Origin of the sequence: Pseudomonas sp. FBF18, assembly GCF_024261405.1 — a bacterium.
Classification (GTDB): domain Bacteria; phylum Pseudomonadota; class Gammaproteobacteria; order Pseudomonadales; family Pseudomonadaceae; genus Aquipseudomonas; species Aquipseudomonas palmensis.
In genome coordinates this window covers 363,071-381,919 of record NZ_QKRS01000003.1, presented here as the reverse complement: position 1 = coordinate 381,919, position 18,849 = coordinate 363,071, and the positions used below count along the sequence as shown (strand labels likewise).

General features: G+C 65.7%; 18 protein-coding genes. 7 read left to right on the top strand and 11 right to left on the bottom strand.

Annotation, left to right across the window (positions count from 1 at the left end):
• From mutL to DN387_RS07660, 4 genes are read right to left on the bottom strand one after another with little or no spacing between them, the layout of a single operon-like run.
• Nucleotides 1-1,908: a DNA mismatch repair endonuclease MutL gene (mutL, locus tag DN387_RS07675; RefSeq protein WP_043863537.1), complete on the bottom strand. Its 1,908-nt coding sequence runs from the start codon at nucleotides 1,906-1,908 to the stop codon at nucleotides 1-3.
• Nucleotides 1,905-3,329: an N-acetylmuramoyl-L-alanine amidase gene (locus tag DN387_RS07670; protein ID WP_196932996.1), complete on the bottom strand. Its 1,425-nt coding sequence runs from the start codon at nucleotides 3,327-3,329 to the stop codon at nucleotides 1,905-1,907. The genes mutL and DN387_RS07670 overlap by 4 nt, the downstream gene beginning before the upstream one ends.
• Before the next feature lie 3 nt (nucleotides 3,330-3,332).
• Nucleotides 3,333-3,803, bottom strand: a complete 471-nt coding sequence (gene tsaE / locus DN387_RS07665) for a tRNA (adenosine(37)-N6)-threonylcarbamoyltransferase complex ATPase subunit type 1 TsaE (protein WP_054916175.1) — start codon at nucleotides 3,801-3,803, stop codon at nucleotides 3,333-3,335.
• Nucleotides 3,791-4,651: an NAD(P)H-hydrate dehydratase gene (locus tag DN387_RS07660; protein ID WP_054916176.1), complete on the bottom strand. Its 861-nt coding sequence runs from the start codon at nucleotides 4,649-4,651 to the stop codon at nucleotides 3,791-3,793. Before DN387_RS07660 ends, tsaE begins: the two co-directional genes overlap by 13 nt.
• Before the next feature lie 64 nt (nucleotides 4,652-4,715).
• Between DN387_RS07660 and queG the strand changes: the two genes are divergently transcribed.
• On the top strand, nucleotides 4,716-5,783 hold the full coding sequence (gene queG, locus DN387_RS07655) for a tRNA epoxyqueuosine(34) reductase QueG (protein ID WP_043863541.1): 1,068 nt from the start codon (nucleotides 4,716-4,718) through the stop codon (nucleotides 5,781-5,783).
• A 106-nt stretch (nucleotides 5,784-5,889) separates the two neighbouring features.
• Here queG and DN387_RS07650 read toward each other — a convergent pair whose 3' ends face one another.
• Both DN387_RS07650 and orn read right to left on the bottom strand, forming a co-directional pair.
• Complete coding sequence (locus tag DN387_RS07650; protein WP_173925102.1) at nucleotides 5,890-6,504, bottom strand: trimeric intracellular cation channel family protein; 615 nt, start codon at nucleotides 6,502-6,504, stop codon at nucleotides 5,890-5,892.
• A gap of 90 nt (nucleotides 6,505-6,594) precedes the next feature.
• Nucleotides 6,595-7,137: an oligoribonuclease gene (gene orn, locus DN387_RS07645; RefSeq protein WP_043863543.1), complete on the bottom strand. Its 543-nt coding sequence runs from the start codon at nucleotides 7,135-7,137 to the stop codon at nucleotides 6,595-6,597.
• A gap of 100 nt (nucleotides 7,138-7,237) precedes the next feature.
• On the opposite strand from orn, the gene rsgA reads away from it, so the two are divergent.
• The gene (gene rsgA / locus DN387_RS07640) at nucleotides 7,238-8,269 is read left to right on the top strand and encodes a small ribosomal subunit biogenesis GTPase RsgA (RefSeq protein WP_043863544.1); all 1,032 of its coding nucleotides are present in this window, start codon (nucleotides 7,238-7,240) and stop codon (nucleotides 8,267-8,269) included.
• A gap of 3 nt (nucleotides 8,270-8,272) precedes the next feature.
• On the opposite strand, the gene DN387_RS07635 is transcribed toward rsgA, so the two are convergent.
• Nucleotides 8,273-8,560 (bottom strand): DUF3077 domain-containing protein, encoded by a 288-nt coding sequence (locus tag DN387_RS07635; RefSeq protein ID WP_043863545.1) that lies wholly within the window; start codon nucleotides 8,558-8,560, stop codon nucleotides 8,273-8,275.
• 671 nt (nucleotides 8,561-9,231) lie between these two features.
• Here DN387_RS07635 and DN387_RS07630 point away from each other — a divergent pair.
• Nucleotides 9,232-9,711 (top strand): toll/interleukin-1 receptor domain-containing protein, encoded by a 480-nt coding sequence (locus DN387_RS07630; protein ID WP_054916177.1) that lies wholly within the window; start codon nucleotides 9,232-9,234, stop codon nucleotides 9,709-9,711.
• A gap of 67 nt (nucleotides 9,712-9,778) precedes the next feature.
• Here the strand turns inward: DN387_RS07630 and motB are convergent, their stop codons facing one another.
• Together motB and motA are read right to left on the bottom strand one after the other, a co-directional pair.
• Entirely contained in the window at nucleotides 9,779-10,795 is a 1,017-nt protein-coding gene (motB, locus tag DN387_RS07625) for a flagellar motor protein MotB (protein WP_043863547.1), read from the bottom strand.
• A gap of 3 nt (nucleotides 10,796-10,798) precedes the next feature.
• Nucleotides 10,799-11,650 (bottom strand): flagellar motor stator protein MotA, encoded by an 852-nt coding sequence (motA, locus tag DN387_RS07620; RefSeq protein WP_043863548.1) that lies wholly within the window; start codon nucleotides 11,648-11,650, stop codon nucleotides 10,799-10,801.
• Nucleotides 11,651-11,798: 148 nt separating this feature from the next.
• Here motA and DN387_RS07615 point away from each other — a divergent pair, with 148 nt between their 5' ends.
• Genes DN387_RS07615 through asd form a run of 3 tightly spaced genes read left to right on the top strand, consistent with a single transcriptional unit; the run spans nucleotide 11,799 to nucleotide 15,048 of the window.
• The gene (locus DN387_RS07615) at nucleotides 11,799-13,319 is read left to right on the top strand and encodes an HDOD domain-containing protein (RefSeq protein ID WP_054916178.1); all 1,521 of its coding nucleotides are present in this window, start codon (nucleotides 11,799-11,801) and stop codon (nucleotides 13,317-13,319) included.
• Nucleotides 13,320-13,365: 46 nt separating this feature from the next.
• The gene (locus DN387_RS07610) at nucleotides 13,366-14,172 is read left to right on the top strand and encodes a rhodanese-like domain-containing protein (protein ID WP_043863550.1); all 807 of its coding nucleotides are present in this window, start codon (nucleotides 13,366-13,368) and stop codon (nucleotides 14,170-14,172) included.
• A 9-nt stretch (nucleotides 14,173-14,181) separates the two neighbouring features.
• A complete protein-coding gene (gene asd, locus DN387_RS07605) occupies nucleotides 14,182-15,048 on the top strand; it encodes an archaetidylserine decarboxylase (protein ID WP_054916179.1) in 867 nt (288 codons plus the stop codon).
• Nucleotides 15,049-15,201: 153 nt separating this feature from the next.
• On the opposite strand, the gene serB is transcribed toward asd, so the two are convergent.
• A complete protein-coding gene (gene serB, locus DN387_RS07600; RefSeq protein WP_043863552.1) occupies nucleotides 15,202-16,416 on the bottom strand; it encodes a phosphoserine phosphatase SerB in 1,215 nt (404 codons plus the stop codon).
• Between the two features lie 135 nt (nucleotides 16,417-16,551).
• On the opposite strand from serB, the gene DN387_RS07595 reads away from it, so the two are divergent.
• Complete coding sequence (locus tag DN387_RS07595; protein WP_043863553.1) at nucleotides 16,552-18,045, top strand: HAMP domain-containing protein; 1,494 nt, start codon at nucleotides 16,552-16,554, stop codon at nucleotides 18,043-18,045.
• Between the two features lie 69 nt (nucleotides 18,046-18,114).
• Here DN387_RS07595 and DN387_RS07590 read toward each other — a convergent pair whose 3' ends face one another.
• Nucleotides 18,115-18,825 carry a membrane integrity-associated transporter subunit PqiC gene (locus DN387_RS07590; RefSeq protein WP_043863554.1) on the bottom strand — a complete coding sequence of 237 codons (711 nt, stop codon included), beginning with the start codon at nucleotides 18,823-18,825 and terminating at the stop codon, nucleotides 18,115-18,117.
• Nucleotides 18,826-18,849: the final 24 nt, after the last annotated feature.

The following is an 18,849-nucleotide window of genomic DNA, read 5'->3' as shown; positions in this document are numbered from 1 at the left end:
TCAGCGACCGCGCAGGAACAGTTTGTCCAGATCGTCCAGGCCCATCTGGGTCCAGGTCGGTCGGCCATGGTTGCATTGACCGCTGCGCTCGGTGTTTTCCATGTCGCGCAGCAGGCCGTTCATTTCCGGCAGGGCCAGGCGCCGGTTGGCGCGAATCGCGCCATGACAGGCCATGGTGCCGAGCAGCTCGTTCAGGTGTGCCTGGATACGGTCGCTGGTGCCGTATTCCATCAGGTCGGCCAGCACGTCCTGCACCAGGCGATTGGCCTCGGCCTGCTTGAGCAACGCAGGGATCTGCCGGATCGCCAGGCTTTCCGGGCCCAGGCGCTGCAGTTCGAAGCCCAGGCGCTGGAACCACGCCGCGTGTTCTTCGGCGCAATCGGCTTCGCGCTGGCTCAGGGCCAGGGACTCGGGCACCAGCAGCGGCTGGCCGCTCAGGCCCTCGCTGGCCATGGCCACCTTGAGCCGCTCGTACATGATCCGCTCGTGGGCCGCATGCATGTCCACCAGCACCAGGCCCTGGGCGTTCTCGGCAAGAATATAGATGCCCTTGAGCTGCGCCAGCGCATAGCCCAGCGGCGGAATATCGCCCTGGCCCTGAGGCAGGTTGGCCGGCTCGCTGCCGGGCAGCGGGGCGAAGAATTCGCGATACACCCCCTGGGCCTCGGCCGCGGGCAATGCCTGGGCCGGACGCGGGGTGTACTGGTACTGGTAGCCGGCGCCCGAGCCACTGCCCGCGGCGCTACCTGCCGTGTTCAGCATCGGCTGCGCCGGGGGCTGTTCGAGCAGGTTGGCGGCCAGGCGCATCTCGCCCTGGGGGCCGAACTCGCCGGCCTGCAGGCCACTGGGGCGCTCCACCTCGGGGGCAGCGGCTGCGCCCGGCTGGTGATCCTGCGGGCGCACATCGGCCAGCGCCCGGTGCAGGGTGCCGTACAGGAAGTCGTGCACCATGCGCCCGTCACGAAAGCGCACCTCGTGCTTGGTGGGGTGCACGTTCACGTCCACGCCGGTGGGGTCGACCTCCAGAAACAGCACGAAGGTCGGGTGCCGACCATTGAACAGCACGTCGCGGTAGGCCTGGCGCACCGCGTGGGCGACCAGCTTGTCGCGCACGGCACGGCCGTTGACGAAGAAGTATTGCAGGTCGGCCTGGCTGCGCGAGAAGGTCGGCAGGCCGACCCAGCCCCACAGATGCAGGCCGTTGCGCTCCACCTCGATCGGCAGCGCCTGCTCCAGAAAGCCCGGGCCGCAGATCGAGGCCACGCGCCGTGCGCGGGCCGTGTCGTCATGGGCTTCATGCAGGCTGAGGACGCTCTTGCCGTTGTGGCGCAAATGGAAGGCCACGTCGAAGCGCGCCAGCGCCAGGCGCCGAATGACTTCCTGCAGATGGTCGAATTCGGTTTTTTCGGTCTTGAGGAACTTGCGCCGGGCCGGGGTATTGAAGAACAGGTCGCGGACCTCGACCGAGGTACCCACCGGATGCGCTGCCGGCTGCACCCGCGGGGACATGTCGCGGCCTTCGGTTTCAACCTGCCAGGCCTGGTCGGCGTCGCGGGTGCGCGAGGTCAGGGTCAGGCGCGCGACCGAGCTGATCGACGCCAGTGCCTCGCCGCGAAAGCCCAGGCTCATTACCCGCTCGAGGTCTTCCAGGTCGCGGATCTTGCTGGTGGCGTGCCGCGCCAGGGACAACGGCAGGTCATCGGCAGCGATACCGCTGCCATCATCGCGCACCCGCAGCAGCTTGACCCCGCCCTGCTCCACCTCGACGTCGATGCGCCGGGCACCGGAGTCGAGGCTGTTTTCCAGCAGCTCCTTGATCACCGAGGCCGGGCGTTCGACCACCTCGCCTGCGGCGATCTGGTTGGCAAGCCGCGGGCTGAGCAGCTCGATGCGAGCGCCGCTGCTCATGGCTGGCCAGCCAGCGTGGTGGCCGGTACGTCGAGGTTCTGGCCAACCTTCAGCTCATCGGTTTTCAGACCGTTGGTGCTGCGCAGGCTGGCCACGCTGACCTGGTAGCGCACGGCGATCATGGCCAGGGTCTCGCCCGGACGCACGGTGTGCTCGCGCGGGCCCTGGGCGATCTTGCCGCTGTCACGCAGGAAGGCGATGTAGGTGCCCGGCGGCGGGTTTTGCTGGAAGAACTGGCGCACGCCACTGTGGATCGAGCGTGCCAGGGCCTGCTGATGGCTGGCAGTGGCCAACTTGGAGGCTTCGTTGGCGTTGGAGATGAACCCGGTTTCCACCAGGATCGACGGGATGTCCGGCGACTTGAGCACCATGAACCCGGCCTGTTCCACGCGGCGCTTGTGCAGCGGGGTGACCCGGCCGATATTGCCCAGCACCTTCTGCCCCACGTTGAGGCTGGAGCTGAGCGAGGCGGTCATCGACAGGTCGAGCAGCACGCCCGCAAGCATGCGGTCCTTGTCGTCGAGGCTGACGTTGCCGGCACCACCGATCAGGTCGGAGCGGTTTTCGCTGTCGGCCAGCCAGCGCGCCGTCTCGGACGTGGCGCCACGGTCGGACAGGGCGAACACCGAGGCACCGAAGGCCGCCTTGGACGGCGCGGCGTCGGCGTGGATCGAGATGAACAGGTCGGCGCCCTTCTTGCGCGCAATCTCGGTACGCTTGCGCAGCGGGATGAAGTAGTCGCCGGTACGCGTCAGCTCGGCGCGAAAGCCCTTCTCGCTGTTGATCTGGCGCTGCAGTTCCTTGGCGATGGCCAGCACGATGTCTTTCTCATGCTGGCCGCGCGAGCCGGACGCACCCGGGTCTTCGCCGCCGTGACCGGCGTCGATGGCGATCACGATGTCACGCTTGCCGCTGGGCACCGGGGTCAACTTGATCGCCGGCTGCGTCGGGGTCACCGGCACGGCCGGCGTGGTGGCCACCGACGGGGTCGGGGTGGGTGGCGTGGCGTCGGATTCCTGATCGAACAGGTCGACCACCAGACGGTTGCCGTACTGGGCGTTGGGCGCCAGGGTGAAGCTCTTGGGCGTCACCGACTTTTTCAGGTCGATGACCACGCGAAGGTCGGTAGGGGTGCGCTGCGCCGAGCGCACGCTGGTGATCGGGGTATTGGAGGTGGACACGTTCAAAGGCGCACCCAGGGTTGCGCCATTGATGTCGATCACCAGGCGATCCGGGGCCGTCAGGGTGAACACACTGTGCTGCACCGGGCCGGACAGGTCGAACACCAGGCGTGTGTTGTCCGGCGCACGCCATAAACGGACACTCTTGACTTGCGTGATCGCGAAGGCATCGACGGTTACTGCCGCCAGCAGCAGTCCTACAACGCCAAACAGTGCGCGAAAGCGCATACCTATCCCCATTTTCTAATTGATTTCCAAGGCCAGAGCGGCACACCAGGCTTCACCGCGAGAGCCCTGCGGCAACAGGTTCAGCGAACGCCCGTCCGCCTGGGGGCTTATGGTAATGGTCAGGTCGGGCTTTGGCAAAATGCCCGCCCCCTTCTGGGGCCACTCGAACAGGCACAGGGCGTCGTCTTCGAAGTAGTCGCGAATGCCCATGAACTCCAGCTCCTCCGGATCGACCAGGCGATACAGGTCGAAATGGAAGGCACGAATGTCGCCAATCTCGTAGGGCTCAACCACAGTGAAGGTAGGACTTTTCACCGCGCCGGTGTGTCCCAGACCACGGATGATGCCCCGTGACAGGGTGGTCTTGCCGGCCCCCAGGTCACCCTCGAGGAAAATCACGCCGTGACCCTTGGTCACCTGGGCGATACGGGCACCGAACTCACACATGGCCGCTTCGTCGGCCATAAACAGGGTTACACCTGACACGCTGAATGCTCCTCCAGAACTTGACGAATGACCGGTATCAGGTCGCTGGCCGCCAGCCCGCGACCTTGTACGCCCAGGCGCTCGCCGGCACAGGCGTGCAGCCACACCCCCAGGCAGGCGGCGTCCCAGGCCGGCATGCCCTGGGCCAGCAGCGCACCCAGCACGCCGCTGAGCACATCGCCCAGGCCGGCACCGGCCATGGCCGGGTGACCGCGCTGGCACAGTGCCAATTGCCCGGCCGGGTCGGCCACCAGCGTGCCGGCGCCTTTAAGCACACACACCGCCGCGTACTTGCGCGCCAGCTTGAGCGCCGCCCAGGAGCGATCGGCCTGCACCGCTTCGGTGGAAATCCCCAGCAGGCGCGCCGCCTCCCCCGGATGCGGGGTAATGATGCTGCCCGCCGCCAGCGGCAAGGGTGCTTGCGCCAGCAGGTTCAGCGCATCGGCATCCCACACCTGGGCGTGCCTGGCCGGCACCACCGCCGAGAGCAGGCTGCGCCCCCAGGCGGCCTGCCCCAGTCCGGGTCCGACCACCAGTACGGTGGCGCGTTCAATCGGCGCCATCAACTGGTTGGCCGAATGCACGCCCAGGCTCATCATCTCGGGCAGGCGGGCCAGCGCGGCGGGCAGTTGCTCAGTGCGGGTGGCCAGTGACACCAGGCCGGCGCCGCAGCGCAGCGCCGCCTCGGCACTGAGCAGCACCGCACCGCCCGTGCCACGGTCGCCACCGACCACCAGCACATGGCCGAAGTCGCCCTTGTGCGCGGCATTCGAGCGCGGCGCGAGGCTCGCCAGGGTGACGCTGGTGAGCACCAATGGCTGATTTGCAGGGTGTTTGGTCTGAGGCATGCGTCGTTCGGCTCCGATGTCTGGCAGAATTATACGCACCTGAGTCATCGTTGCCCTATTTCGCATGTCTGCTTCCCCCCTCGATCTACCCGCCCTCGCCCAATCGATCAAGGATTGGGGCCGTGAACTGGGGTTTGCGCACGTCGGCATTGCCGGTGTGGAGCTGGGCGAACACGAAAAACACCTGGAACGCTGGCTGGCCGAGGGCTATCACGGCGAGATGGAGTACATGGGCGCCCATGGCAGCAAACGCTCGCACCCCGACGAGCTGGTGCCGGGCACCTTGCGCGTGGTGTCGCTGCGCATGGACTACCTGCCGGGCGACACGCAGATGGCGCAGATGCTCGCCCAGCCCGAAAAGGCCTACATCTCGCGCTATGCGCTGGGGCGCGACTACCACAAGCTGGTCCGCAAGCGCGTACAGCACCTGGCCGAGCGCATCCAGAAAGACATCGGGCCGTTCGGCTTCCGCGCCTTCGTCGACAGCGCGCCGGTGCTGGAAAAGGCCATCGCCGAACAGGCCGGGCTGGGCTGGATCGGCAAGAACACCTTGTTGCTCAACCGCAAGGCTGGCAGCTACTTCTTTCTCAGCGAACTGTTCGTCGACCTGCCGCTACCGGTGGACGAGGCGCAGGCCACCGAGCATTGCGGGCGGTGCAGTGCATGCCTGGACATCTGCCCCACCCAGGCCTTCGTGGGGCCGTATGTGCTGGATGCGCGGCGCTGCATTTCGTACCTGACCATCGAACTGAAGAGCGCGATCCCCGAAGAGCTGCGGCCGCTGATCGGCAACCGGGTGTTCGGCTGTGACGATTGCCAGATCGTGTGCCCGTGGAACCGCTTTGCCCGGCCCACCGGCGAAGCGGATTTCAAGCCGCGCCACGGGCTGGACAACGCCGGGCTGGCGGAGCTGTTCATGTGGGATGAAGAGACGTTTCTGGCCAGCACCGAAGGCTCGCCGCTGCGCCGGGCGGGGTATGAGCGATGGTTGCGCAACCTGGCGGTGGGGCTGGGCAATGCGCCCTCGACCATACCGGTGCTGGAGGCGCTCCAGGCGCGGCGGGAGTATCCGTCGGAGCTGGTGAGGGAGCATGTGGAGTGGGCGCTGCGTCAGCATCAGGCACGGCTTTAGGTCTGCAGCGCGACCATCGCGGGTCAAGCCCGCTCCCACAGGGACAGCACCGGTTTCAAGAACAGTGGTGATCCTGTGGGAGCGGGCTTGACCCGCGAAGAAGCCCTCAATGCTCGTCGTTGTACTGGAACTTGGGCATTTCCCAGCGAAACCGTATCGCCAGCAGCCTGAGCAGCAACCCGCCAAACAGCGTCAGCAAAATCGCCTGCTCCCCCGGCACCTTGAAGTACACGCACCCCAGGTAGAACCACGCCGCCAGAAACGACACGCTGGCATACAGCTCACGCCGGAAGATCAGCGGAATGTCGTTGCAGAAGATATCCCGCAGGATGCCGCCAAACACGCCGGTGATCACCCCGCTGATCGACGCCACCAGCATGCCCTGGCCCATTTCCAGCGCGGTCATGCAGCCAATCAGGGTGAACGCCACCAGCCCCAGCGCATCGAGCACCAGAAACAGCGAACGCAGGTGGCGCATCAGCGGCGCGATGAAAATGGTGATCAAGGCCGCCACGCTGGTCAGCACCAGGTACTCCGGGTGCTTCACCCAGGTCAGCGGGTAGTGGCCCAGCAGCACGTCGCGCACCGAGCCTCCGCCCAGGGCCGTGACGCAGGCGATCAGCACCACGCCGAACCAGTCCATGCCGCGCCGCCCGGCCGACAGCGCCCCGGTCATGGCTTCGGCGGTAATGGCGATCAAATAGAGCATCAACAGCATGATGGCGCAGGTCCGTGCAAAGAGGCGCGCAGTCTACCCAGTTGCCCCAGGCACCAAAAGGGGGCGCGCCAACGATTGTTGGCGCAGTGCGGGTCAGAACTTGATGAAGTGCTCGCGGTAGTGGCGCAGCTCGGCGATGGATTCGCGAATATCGTCCAGCGCCAGGTGCGTGCCACCCTTCTTGAAGCTGTCGCGCACCTCGGGAGCCCAGCGTGCGGCCAGCTCCTTGAGGGTGGACACGTCCAGGTTGCGGTAGTGGAAGAAATTCTCCAGCTCGCGCATGTGCCGGTACAGGAAGCGACGATCCTGGCAGATGCTGTTGCCGCAGATCGGCGACTTGCCCTTGGGCACCCACTGCTCCAGGAAGCGGATCGTCTCGGCCTCGGCCTCGGCCATGCTCACCTTGCTCTCGCGCACGCGCTGGGTCAGGCCGGAGTTGCCGTGGGTACGGGTGTTCCACTCGTCCATGCGCGCCAGCACCTCGTCACTGTGGTGGATGGCGATCACCGGGCCTTCGGCCAGGGTGTTCAGGTCACTGTCGGTGACGATGGTGGCCATCTCGATGATGACGTCGCTGTCCGGATCCAGGCCGGTCATTTCCAGATCGATCCAGATCAGGTTCTGTGGGTTCTGCATGATTCTGCTCCTCGGTAGGCGCGCAGTTTAGCCTAGTGGAGCGTGCTAGACTCGACGCCGTTGCACCCTCACATGCTTTGCTTGACGAAACGAGACCTACATGGCCAAACGCCAGCTCAATCGCCGCCAGAACTGGCGCATCGAAAAAATCCAGGGTGAGCGCGCCGCCCGCGCTGCCAAACGCGAACAGCACACGCTGGACACCCTCGAAGGCGGCGACCTGGGGCCTGAACAACTGGGCCTGGTGATTGCACACTTCGGCGTGCAGGTGGAAGTCGAAGCACAGGACGGCGACGTGGCCGGCCAGGTGTTCCGTTGCCACCTGCGCGCCAACCTGCCAGCGCTGGTCACTGGTGACAAGGTGGTATGGCGCGCCGGCAACCAGGGTATCGGCGTGATCGTGGCGCAGATGCCGCGCAGCACCGAGCTGTGCCGCCCCGACAGCCGTGGCCAGCTCAAGCCGGTGGCGGCCAACGTCGACCTGATCGTGATCGTGTTCGCCCCGGCCCCCGAGCCGCATGCCAACCTGATCGACCGTTACCTGGTGGCCGCCGAGCATGCCGGTATCCGCCCGCTGCTGCTGCTGAACAAGGCCGACCTGATCGACGAGCAGAACGCCCCGGCGCTGAATGCGCTGCTGGCGGTGTACCGTCAGCTGGGTTACCCGCTGCTGGAAGTGTCGGCGCACCATGGCGACGGCATGCAGCAGTTGCAGACCTTGCTCGATGGGCACATCAGCGTGTTCGTCGGCCAGTCCGGGGTGGGCAAGTCGTCGCTGGTCAACAGCCTGCTGCCCGATGTCGACACCCGCGTGGGCGAGCTGTCGGAGTGGTCGGGCCAGGGCCAGCACACCACCACCACCGCGCGGCTGTATCACTTCCCGGGTGGCGGTGAGCTGATCGACTCGCCGGGCATTCGCGAGTTCGGCCTGGGGCACGTGAGCCGGGCGGACGTGGAGGCCGGCTTCATCGAGTTCAACGACCTGATCGGCACCTGCCGCTTCCGCGACTGCAAGCACGACCGCGAGCCGGGCTGTGCGCTGCTCAAGGCGCTGGAAGACGGGCGCGTGCAGCAGCAGCGCATGAACAGCTATCGCTCGATCATTGCCAGCCTGCCGCAGGACAGCTACTGACGGTCATGGCGCAGGCGTTTGTTCGATGAACATCGCATGCGCCACATCCTCGACCAGGGCCTTGGACATGCCGCTCAGGTAATGTGCCGCCCAGACAAGCGTGCCATCCGGCTCGATGCCGGCTTGCAAGGTGAGCTTGTAGGCGCAACTGAGCAGCAGGGCTGATTGTTCCAGGGCGAAGTCGGCGTTGTGGCCGGCTTGCACGCGAAACAGGCGCTCGGCGGTGGGGCCGCCCTCGCCTTCGCCGAAAGTGCCGACGCCTAGTGTCTTGAAGACTGAGCTGTTTTCCATCTGTTATCTCCCGACGACTTTCTTAATTGGCTCTACGGGCGTCTTCGCCGGCAAGGCCGGCTCCTACAGGTACTGCGAGCCGTTGTAGGAGCCGGCCTTGCCGGCGAACGAGCGCGCAGCGCTCGCGGTCAGTGCACGAGAGGATGTCTTCGAGGGGCAGATTGGCGTATTGGGGTGGATCGGGGACGATTTTCAACATGGGACCTCCGGTGGTGGAGTCGCCTACATCTGCTGTCAAACAAATGGGTGGCAACTGTACGCGGGTTGACAGACCGATCACCGGGACTCGGCGCACACGAATGTGCCCCACGCACAGTCGCCATAAAGGCTGCGCATGCCCACGATAAATACGGCCTGTCAAAACCGGTCGTTGAACACCAACGACGCGACGCAGACTAGAGCGCTACCGTGACCACCGCAATGGCGGGAAAGCGGCAAAAGTATGATTGGGAAGGGGCCTACAGGGAATAGGGAAATTCCGAAGATTCGCCTTACGCGGACACCTGTAGGAGCCGGCCTTGCCGGCGAAGGCGTCAGTTGTCGCAACACATTTGTAGGCCTTTTCACCCAGGCATGTAGTCCACCTCCTGATTCAATCCCACGCCTTGCACCACGCGTCGTAATCATCAAAGGTATCCCGCACCAGATTTGCGCCCACCAGGGACCTCCGGATGCCAGTCTCACTCCTCTACTGCCGCAACGACCTGGCCGCCGCCATGGCCATCGGCGAGCACCTGCGCCTCGAGGGCCTGGCCACCTGCCTGGAGGCCATCGACCCCCAGGCCGACGATGCCTGCACCCTCACCACCCTCATCAGCCGCAGCCTGCACGGCTGCACCCACCTGATCGTGCTGGTGTCGGGCAACACCTGCGGCGCCTGGTGGGTGCCCTTCGCCCTGGGCGCCGCAGCGCTGGCCGACCGACGGGTCGCCACGTTCCAGCTGGGCGAGCCGGCCAGCCCCACCTACCTGGGCGAACTGCCGGCCATGGCGCAAGCCGCCGACCTGGACCTGTTCGTCAGCGCTTACCGCCTGGAACACACCCTTGGCCGCGCCCTCAACCTGCCCACGCAGGCCGCACCCGGCGACAATCGCTGCAATGCCCAGCACTTCCAGGCCGAGCTCAAGGCCAGCATCGGTCGCGGCTACTGAAATGCCGAACCCCACACAGCACAACGCCCGCACGGATCACTCCATGCGGGCGTTGTCGGCTGCCGGCTCACTGCGGCTTGTTGGGCTCGTCCATCTTCAACACGCCATCCTCGAAGATGTTCAGCTTCTCGCGCAGTTCACGCGGCTGCATCGGCTCAGGCTCGGGCGTCGGTGCCGCAGCGCCCGGCGCAGGTGCCGCGCCCGGCTGGGCTGCGTCCGGCGGCGTCGGCGAGGTCTGTTCGCCCTCGATGGTGCGCTGGGCCTTCTTGGTCAGCACGATGATGTCGATACGACGGTTCACCGGGTTGAGCGGGTTCTCGCGGTCGAACAGCGACGACGATGCATACCCCACCACCCGCGCCACCTGGGCATCCGGATAGCCACCGGCCACCAGCGCCCGACGCGCCGCGTTGGCACGGTTGGCCGACAGCTCCCAGTTGCCGTAATCACCGGTGCCGGCGTAGGGCTTGGCATCGGTGTGGCCGCTGATGCTGATCTTGTTCGGCACCGCCTTGATGGTGTCGGCCATGGCCAGCAGGATGTCCTCGAAGTACGGCTGCAGGCGCGCACTGCCCAGGTCGAACATCGGCCGGTTCTCGGCGTCCATGATCTGGATGCGCAGGCCGTCCTGGGTGATCTCGAACAGGATCTGGTCCTTGAACTTCTGCAGTTGCGGGTTTTCTTCGACCTTGTTCTGCAGCTCCTGCAGCACCAGGTTCAAGCGGTCTTTCTCGACCTGCTCGGCCATGCTCTCGACCGCGTCCTTGTCCAGCTGGATGCTGGTGTCAGGCGTCGGCTCGGACTGCACTTCAGGGTTGATGGTCTTTTCCGGGGCCAGCTCCGGCGAGCCGCCCAGGTCGATGATGTACGGGGTGCCACTCTCGGAGAACCCGATCGGGTCCTTGAAGTAGCCGGCAATCGCGATCTTCTGCTCGGGCGTGGCGGTGGACAGCAGCCACAGCACAAGGAAGAACGCCATCATCGCCGTGGCGAAGTCGGCGAACGCGATTTTCCAGGCGCCGCCGTGATGGCCGCCGCCGAAGCGCTTTACGCGCTTGATGATGATCGGCTGATTGTTTTCCATGGATCAGCGACCGCGAACTGCTTGTTCCAGCTCGGCAAAGCTTGGACGGTGCTTGGGGAACAGCACCTTGCGACCGAACTCCACCGCCAGCGATGGCGGCATGCCGGAGGCCGACGCCACCAGTGCGGCCTTGATCGCCTCGTACACGTTGACCTCTTCCTTGGCGTCGTGGGCCAGGGAGGTGGCCAGCGGGCCGAAGAAGCCGTAGGCCGCCAGAATACCGAAGAAGGTACCCACCAGCGCCGCACCCACGTGCAGGCCGATGGACTTCTGGTCGCCCTCGCCCAGCGAAGCCATGGTCACCACGATACCCAGTACCGCCGCCACGATACCGAAGCCGGGCATGCCGTCGGCGATGCCGGTCACGGCATGGGACGGGTGGTCGAGCTCTTCCTTCATGCTCAGCAGTTCCATGTCGAACAGGCCTTCGAGCTCGTGCGGGGCCATGTTGCCGGTGGACATGATGCGCAGGTAGTCGCAGATGTACGCGGTCATGCGCTCATCCTTGAGTACCGCCGGGTACTTGGCGAAGATCGGGCTGGCCGCGGCGTCTTCGATATCGCCCTCGATCGCCATCATGCCTTCGCGCCGGCTCTTGTTGAGGATCTCGTAGATCAGGCCCAGCACTTCTATATAGAAGGTGTGCGAGAAGCGCGAGCCGAACATGCTCAGCGACTTCTTGATCACGTGCATGGTCATGTAGCCGGGGTTGGCCTGCAGGAACGCACCAAAGGCGGCACCGCCGATGATCAGCACCTCGAAAGGCTGAATCAGGGCCGCGATCTTGCCGTGAGAAAGAACGTATCCGCCAAGCACGCTCGCGAATACGACAATGATGCCGATAATTTTAGCCATAGATTGGAAGCACTTACTGTCGTGGTCAGGGTCGGGGGCGGAAGTTCGTAAAACTCTTCTTCTACTTATCGGCAGTTCTGCGCCAGACTATAGCCAGTCAAGGCGAAAAGCCAGTTCGGCCACCTCCCAGCATGCCTAGTGAACTCACGTGCCAACTCAAATTCCAAAGACCCTAGACGCCTGGATCAAACTGCTCGACAGCGTGCAACTGCCGGTGCCGCTGGACAGTCACGAGCGGGTAAAAGCCGCCATCGGCGACAGCCGCCGCTCGCTGCGTGACATCGCCGATCTGATGCAGGACAGCCCCGCGCTGGTGCTCAGCGTGATGCGCGAAGCCAACCGGCATACCCACGCCAGCATGGCCGAGCCGGCCGAAAGCCTGGAAATCGCCCTCAACCGGCTTGGCCTCAAGCGCGCCGAAGAACTGCTGCTGCGCCTGCCCACCGCGCCGCCGGCGCAGATCCCCAAGGCCCTGCGCCACCTGCAGATGATCAGCCTGCATGCCAGCCAGCAGGCCAGCGGCCTGTTCGCCAGCCAACTGGCGCGGCTGTGGCAGGAGATCCACTGGGGCAGCCTGCTGTTCCTCTCGCCGTTGTGGACCCTGGCCCTGGCGCACCCCAAGCTGATCGAGGAATGGGAAGTACGGGTGGTGCACCGCGGCGAGCCGGCCCTGCGCGTGGAGCGCGAACTGTTCGGTGTACCCCTGCTGGCGCTGTGCCGCGCCCTGGCCGACTACTGGCGCCTGCCCAACTGGGTCACCCAGGGCTACCACGTGCTCAGCGAAGAACGCCGCCTGCTGGTCAAGGTCATGCACATCGCCCGCCTGCACGACAACCCGCTGCGCCAGCAACAGCTGCTGGACGCCGACCCGGCCCTGCGCCGCTGGCTCAACCAGCCGGCCAACACCGTGCTGCTGGCCAACGGCCTGGCCCTGGCGGCGCAGCACGCCTGGGACTGCCCGCACAGCCAGCGCTGGCAACGCCTGACCAGCCTGTACCTGCAGGTGCCGCTGAGCGACGTGCAGCAACAGGTGCACCAGCAGGCCGCCAACAGTGCGCGCCTGCACGCCGACGACGACCTCTACCACCCCGCCGAATCGCTGATCTGGCCGACCGGCTCGCACTACGTGCACCGCCGCCTGCGGCCTGCCGACGTGCCCTCGACCGAATCGCTGGGGGCCTGGCGCAAGTACTGCGCCGACCTGCTGGTGGAGCCCAGTGCATTCACCAACGCCATGCACCTGACCACCTACGCCCGCGATGCCCTGGTGGCCTGCGGCATGCAGCGGGTGATGATGCTGATGGCCGACAAGGGCATGACCCACCTGCGCGTGCACCAGATCGCCGGGCTGCCCGCCGAGGCCGGCGGCCTGGTGGTGCCGCTCGCCCAGAGCAAGCTGCTGCAACGCCTGCTGACCCAGTCGGCACAACTGCGCCTGACCCCGGACAACTATGCCCAGTTCGGTGCCCTGCTGCCCGGCACCCTGCGCGTGCTGTTCCGTGGCCAGCACCTGCTGCTGCGCTCGCTGTCGAGCAACGGCAAGGTGGTGATGGTGGTGCTGGCCGACCAGGGCGGCGGCCCGTTCTCGGAGATCAGCGTGCAGGCGTTCGGCAAGACCGCCCAGTGCATCGAGCGCGCCCTCACCGCCTTCAGCAACCGCAGCACCTGACCCATGCGCTACAATCGCCCACTCTGTTCCGATCTGGAGACTCTGGATGACTGACTTTTCCGGCTTGCCCCTGGTGATTGAACCCGCCGACCTGCAAGCCCGCCTGGATGCGCCGGGGCTGATCCTGGTCGACCTGACCAGCACGAAACGCTATGGCAGCGGGCACATTCCCGGTGCGCGTTTCGTCGACCCCAAGCGCACCCAGCTGGGCCAGCCACCGGCGCCCGGGCTGCTGCCGAGCCAAGGCGACCTGGAAAAGCTGTTCGGCGAGCTGGGGCACAACCCGGACGCCGTGTATGTGGTGTATGACGACGAAGGCGGCGGCTGGGCCGGGCGCTTCATCTGGTTGCTGGATGTGATCGGCCATACCCGCTACCACTACCTCGACGGTGGCGCGCTGGGCTGGACGGGCGAGCTCTCGACCGATGTGCCCGCGCCCGCTGCCGGCAGCGTCAGCCTGACCCTGCACGAAGCCCCCACCGCCACCCGCGAATACCTGCAAAGCCGCCTGGGCGCTGCCGACCTGGCGGTCTGGGATGCGCGCAGCCCGCAGGAATACCGGGGCGAGAAAGTGCTGGCCGCCAAGGGCGGACACGTCCCGGGCGCGGTCAACTTCGAGTGGACGGCCGGCATGGACCAGAACGATCACCTGCGCATCCGCAAGGACATGCCCCAGATCCTCGAGCAGTTGGGCATCACCCGCGACAAGGAAGTGATTACCCACTGCCAGACCCACCACCGCTCCGGCTTCACCTATCTTGTGGCCAAACACCTGGGCTACCCACGGGTCAAGGCCTATGCCGGCTCATGGGGCGAATGGGGCAACCACCCCGACACGCCTGTAGAAGTTTAAGGAAATTCAATGAAATCCCGCTTGTTCATCATCAGCCAGTACCTGCTGCCCCACCACCTGCTGTCGCGCCTGGCCGGCTGCGTGGCCGAATGCCGCGTGAAATGGTTCAAGAATGCCTTCACCGCGTGGTTCGCCAAGCGCTACCAGGTCGACATGTCCCAGGCCCAGGTCGAAGACCTGACCGCCTACGAGCACTTCAACGCATTCTTCACCCGCGCGCTCAAGCCGGATGCCCGCCCGCTGGACCAGACCCCGGGGGCGATCCTGTGCCCGGCCGACGGCGCTGTCAGCCAGCTGGGCCCGATCGAGCATGGCCGCATCTTCCAGGCCAAGGGCCACAGCTTCAGCGCCCTTGAGCTGCTGGGCGGCGACCCGGCCAATGCTGCGCCGTTCATGGGCGGCGAATTCGCCACCATCTACCTGTCGCCCAAGGACTACCACCGCGTGCACATGCCGCTGGCCGGTACCCTGCGCGAGATGATCTACGTGCCGGGCCGGCTGTTCTCGGTCAACCAGACCACCGCCGAAAACGTGCCGGAGCTGTTTGCGCGCAACGAGCGCGTGGTGTGCCTGTTCGATACCGAGCGCGGGCCGATGGCCGTGGTGCTGGTGGGCGCGATGATCGTGGCGTCGGTCGAGACGGTATGGGCCGGGCTGGTCACGCCGCCCAAGCGCGAGCTGAAGACCTTCCGCTACGACGAGGCAGCGCGTGCACCGATCTACCTGGAAAAAGGCGCCGAGCTGGGCCGCTTCAAGCTGGGTTCGACGGCTGTTGTGCTATTCGGGCCAGAGCAGGTGAAGTGGGCCGAATCGCTGGGTGCGGGATCGGTGGTGAACATGGGCGAATGCCTGGGGTTGCCGGCGCAGCACGCCTGACCCAACAAAAAGCCCGCAGCGATGCGGGCTTTTTTGTGCCTGGCTGTCGGGCCTCATCGCGGGTCAAGCCCGCTCCCACAGGGGCTGCACGGCCTTCTGGAGCGATGGCAAACCTGTGGGAGCGGGCTTGACCCGCGCAGCGGCCCCGCTTTCTCAGTCGCGACCGTCGCGATCCCTGAAACCCAGCAGATACAGCACCCCATCCAGCCCCAGCGTCGAGATCGCCTGCTTGGCCGACTGCTTGACCAGCGGCTTGGCCCGGAACGCCACGCCCAGGCCGGCAATCGCCAGCATCGGCAGGTCGTTCGCACCGTCGCCCACGGCAATCGTCTGCTCCATCTGCAAGCCTTCCTTGCGTGCAAGCTCGGTCAACAGGTCAGCCTTGCGCTGCGCGTCGACAATCGGCTCCACGGCCACGCCGGTCACCTTGCCGTCCACCACTTCCAGCTCGTTGGCGAACACATAGTCGATACCCAGCTTGGCCTGCAGCTGCTTGGCAAAGTAGGTGAAGCCACCCGACAGGATCGCGGTCTTGTAGCCCAGGCGCTTGAGCTCGGCGAACAGCACCTCGGCGCCCTCGGTCAGGCGCAGCGAAGCACCGATCTCGTCCAGCACGTTGACGTCCAGGCCCTTGAGCAGCGCCAGGCGCTCCTTGAAGCTGGCACGAAAATCCAGCTCGCCACGCATGGCACGCTCGGTGATTTCCGACACCTGCTCGCCCACGCCTGCCGCCTTGGCCAGCTCGTCGATGACCTCGGCCTCGATCAGGGTGGAGTCCATGTCGAACACCGCCAGGCGACGGTTGCGGCGGAACAGCGAGTCCTGCTGGAAGGCGATGTCGACGTTCAGCTCCTGCGCCACGCTGAGGAACTCGGCACGCAGGGCCTGCGGGTCGGCCGGCTCGCCACGCACGGAGAACTCGATGCAGCCCTTGCCCTGGTCGGCCGGGGTGTCCAACGCGATACGACCCGACAGACGGTCGATATGGTCGATGTTCAACCCGTACTGGGCGGTGATGGAGCTCACCCGCTGCAACTGCTCGGCAGTGACCTTGCGCGTCAGCAGGGTCACGATGTGGCGCGCCTTGCCCTGGCCGTCGACCCACTGCTGGTAGTCCTGCTCGGAAACCGGGGTGAAGCGCACCTGCTGGTCCAGCTTGTACCCGGTGAAGAGGATGTCCTTGAGCACGGCGCTGGCCTGCTCGGTGCTGGGGATTTCCACCAGGATGCCGAACGACAGCGTGTCGTGGATGACCGCCTGGCCGATGTCGAGGATGTTCACCCCGCCCTGGGCGAGCACGCCGGTAATGGCCGCGGTGAGACCCGGACGGTCCTCGCCGGTGATGTTAATCAGAACGATTTCGCGCAAAACGGGCTCCGACACAGTGACAAAACGCGCATTCTACCCACTTTCGCAGACCATCGGGCGCAGTCGATACTTTGCCGGCCCATGCCCTGTCGCTATACTGCGCAGCACCTTCTCCGACATAAAGAGCCGCGCTCTGTGAACCGGCCCACGCCAGTTAAAACCGACAATTTCTTCCTGCTGATCTTCCGTGCCCTGCGCCAGCGCCGTGTGCCGTTGGCCTTGCGGATCGCCTGCCACAACGTGTTTCTGGTAGCGCTGGCGCTGGTCATCTACGCCGGGGTCATGGGCCTGCAGTTCAAGCAGGCCATGCACGAGCAGGCCGACGCCCTGGGTCAGAGCCTGACCACGCAGACCGCCACGTCTGCCACCGAACTGCTGGTGTCCAACGACATCCTCAGCCTCAACGTGCTGCTCGGCAACCTGGTGAAGAACCCGCTGGTGGCCCATGCCGCCATCTACAGCGTCGACAACCGGATCCTCGCCGAAGCCGGCCAGCGCCCGAAAAACGGCCTGCTGGGCGAGGTCGAGGGCCTGTACCAGACCAAGATCACCTTCCAGGACGTGACGGCCGGGCAACTGCGCATCAGCCTGGACATGAGCCAGTTCCAGCAGCCGCTGACCATCAGCCTGCAGAGCATGGGCATTCTGGCGGCGATCCTGCTGGCTCTTGCTCTGGCCTTGAGCCTGCGCCTGGGGCGCTTTATTTCGACGCCGCTGCTGCAACTGCGGGTGTGGCTGCGCGACCTGGATGCCTACACCCCGGCCACCGACCGCCAGGACGAGATCGGCGACCTGGCGCGCCAGCTGCATTCGCGCTTTGCCCCGCCACCGCCGGAGCCTGAAGCAGAGCCCGAGGAAGAAGACGACTACGACGAACATGAAGCGCAGCCGGCCTTGCAGGTGCGCAACCTGCGCGAGCCGGCGCTGGAGCCCAAGCCGGCGCTGCCCAGGCCAGTAGCGCATGATGAAGACGACGACGAGGCGTTTGCCGACCTGCGCGACGACAGCGATGCCGCGCCGCAGGCTGTAGTACCCGCTGCGCCACGCGAGCCGCAGGCCAGTGCGGTGCTGGCGGTGCAACTGGGCTCCCAGGAGCAACTGCGCCGCCTGCCTCGGGCACGTCTGACCGAACTGCTGGACCGCTACCGCGACTGCCTCGACCAGGCCGCGTCGCTGTATGAAAGCGAAGTGCACACACTCAACGATGGCAGCACGCTGCTGCTGTTCCACAGCTCGGAAAGCGGCGAGGACTACCTGACCAACGCCATCTGCTGTGGCGAACTGCTGCGTGCCCTGGGGCATGCGTTGCAGGTGGAAGTGGCCGACAGCGGGATTACCCTGCAATTGCAGCTGGGCCTGGCGCTGGGTGAAGACCTGCATGGCCTGAGCCAGATCGACCTGCTGCTGACCGACAAGGCCCAGGATGCCCTGGCGTTGTCGCAACACAGCCGCAACCTGCTGCTGGTGGAGCGCAAGGTCAGTGATGATGCGCTGATTCGCCAGCGTGCCCGCATCCGCCCGATTGCCAGCCCTGAAGGGGCGTGCTGTGTGGAGCGCCTGATGGAGCCGTATCCGTCGATGCTGGAGCGCCAGCTGGCACGGATGCACGAGCGCCAGATCAAGACCTGAGGCCCCGTAGGAGCCGGTTTCAACCGGCCACAAAAAAGCCCGCATCGCTGCGGGCTTTTTTGTGGCCGGTTAAAACCGGAACACTTCCATCTCGGTACGAATCGGTGTCGCCATCGGAATCTTCGGCTTCTCCGGCTCCTTGCGCACCTGCTGTACCGGCGTGGCCTTCTTCGGCTGTTCCTGCACGATCGGCGGCTGATTGGCCAACGGCTTCAACGCCACGCTCAGCTGCTCGGCCAGACGCTGAAGCAGTTGCCCCTGCGCCTGTACCTGCGCCGCCGAGCTGCCTTCATGGGGCTGCTCGAAATGCACGATGCGGTTGTCACGCACCTGGCCACGACGATCAAGCAAGCGCCACTGGGCATCGAGGATCGCCGGCTGGCCAACGCCCGAGTCCAGGCGCGTGATCGACAGCAGCACCTGCACATCCGGGTTGAACCCGGTGCTGGCCGGTGCCAGCACCACACGCTGGCTGTCCAGGCGCCAGGCCAGCTGGCGCACCAGCAACTGGTCGATATCGGCCGACAGGCTGCCCGCCCAGCGACCATCGGTCGCCGCCGTCAGGCTGCCGTCACGCTGGCGTTGCAGCAGGGTTTCGCGTTGCAGGTAGTCGGCCACCGAGACCGGCCCCAGCACCACGGCCATGCCGTTGCTCTGGCCAGGTTGCCCCGGCTCGCCACTGTCGAGCTGATACAGCGCTACCGGCTGGTGCATGCTGCACCCGGCCAAGCCCAGCACGCCACTGAGCAGTAGAACAAATGGAAGGCGCAGAAAAGTCATCATCCCATCCAGGCGGCCGCCACA

Coding starts and splice junctions, on each gene's coding strand:
- motA (WP_043863548.1), bottom strand. CDS start 11,650: ATGGCTAAAATTATCGGCATCATTGTCGTATTCGCGAGCGTGCTTGGC.
- rsgA (WP_043863544.1), top strand. CDS start 7,238: ATGGCCAAACGCCAGCTCAATCGCCGCCAGAACTGGCGCATCGAAAAA.
- DN387_RS07590 (WP_043863554.1), bottom strand. CDS start 18,825: ATGACTTTTCTGCGCCTTCCATTTGTTCTACTGCTCAGTGGCGTGCTG.
- orn (WP_043863543.1), bottom strand. CDS start 7,137: ATGCAGAACCCACAGAACCTGATCTGGATCGATCTGGAAATGACCGGC.
- mutL (WP_043863537.1), bottom strand. CDS start 1,908: ATGAGCAGCGGCGCTCGCATCGAGCTGCTCAGCCCGCGGCTTGCCAAC.
- queG (WP_043863541.1), top strand. CDS start 4,716: ATGTCTGCTTCCCCCCTCGATCTACCCGCCCTCGCCCAATCGATCAAG.
- DN387_RS07635 (WP_043863545.1), bottom strand. CDS start 8,560: ATGGAAAACAGCTCAGTCTTCAAGACACTAGGCGTCGGCACTTTCGGC.
- DN387_RS07630 (WP_054916177.1), top strand. CDS start 9,232: ATGCCAGTCTCACTCCTCTACTGCCGCAACGACCTGGCCGCCGCCATG.
- asd (WP_054916179.1), top strand. CDS start 14,182: ATGAAATCCCGCTTGTTCATCATCAGCCAGTACCTGCTGCCCCACCAC.
- DN387_RS07610 (WP_043863550.1), top strand. CDS start 13,366: ATGACTGACTTTTCCGGCTTGCCCCTGGTGATTGAACCCGCCGACCTG.
- motB (WP_043863547.1), bottom strand. CDS start 10,795: ATGGAAAACAATCAGCCGATCATCATCAAGCGCGTAAAGCGCTTCGGC.
- DN387_RS07660 (WP_054916176.1), bottom strand. CDS start 4,651: ATGCCTCAGACCAAACACCCTGCAAATCAGCCATTGGTGCTCACCAGC.
- DN387_RS07670 (WP_196932996.1), bottom strand. CDS start 3,329: ATGGGGATAGGTATGCGCTTTCGCGCACTGTTTGGCGTTGTAGGACTG.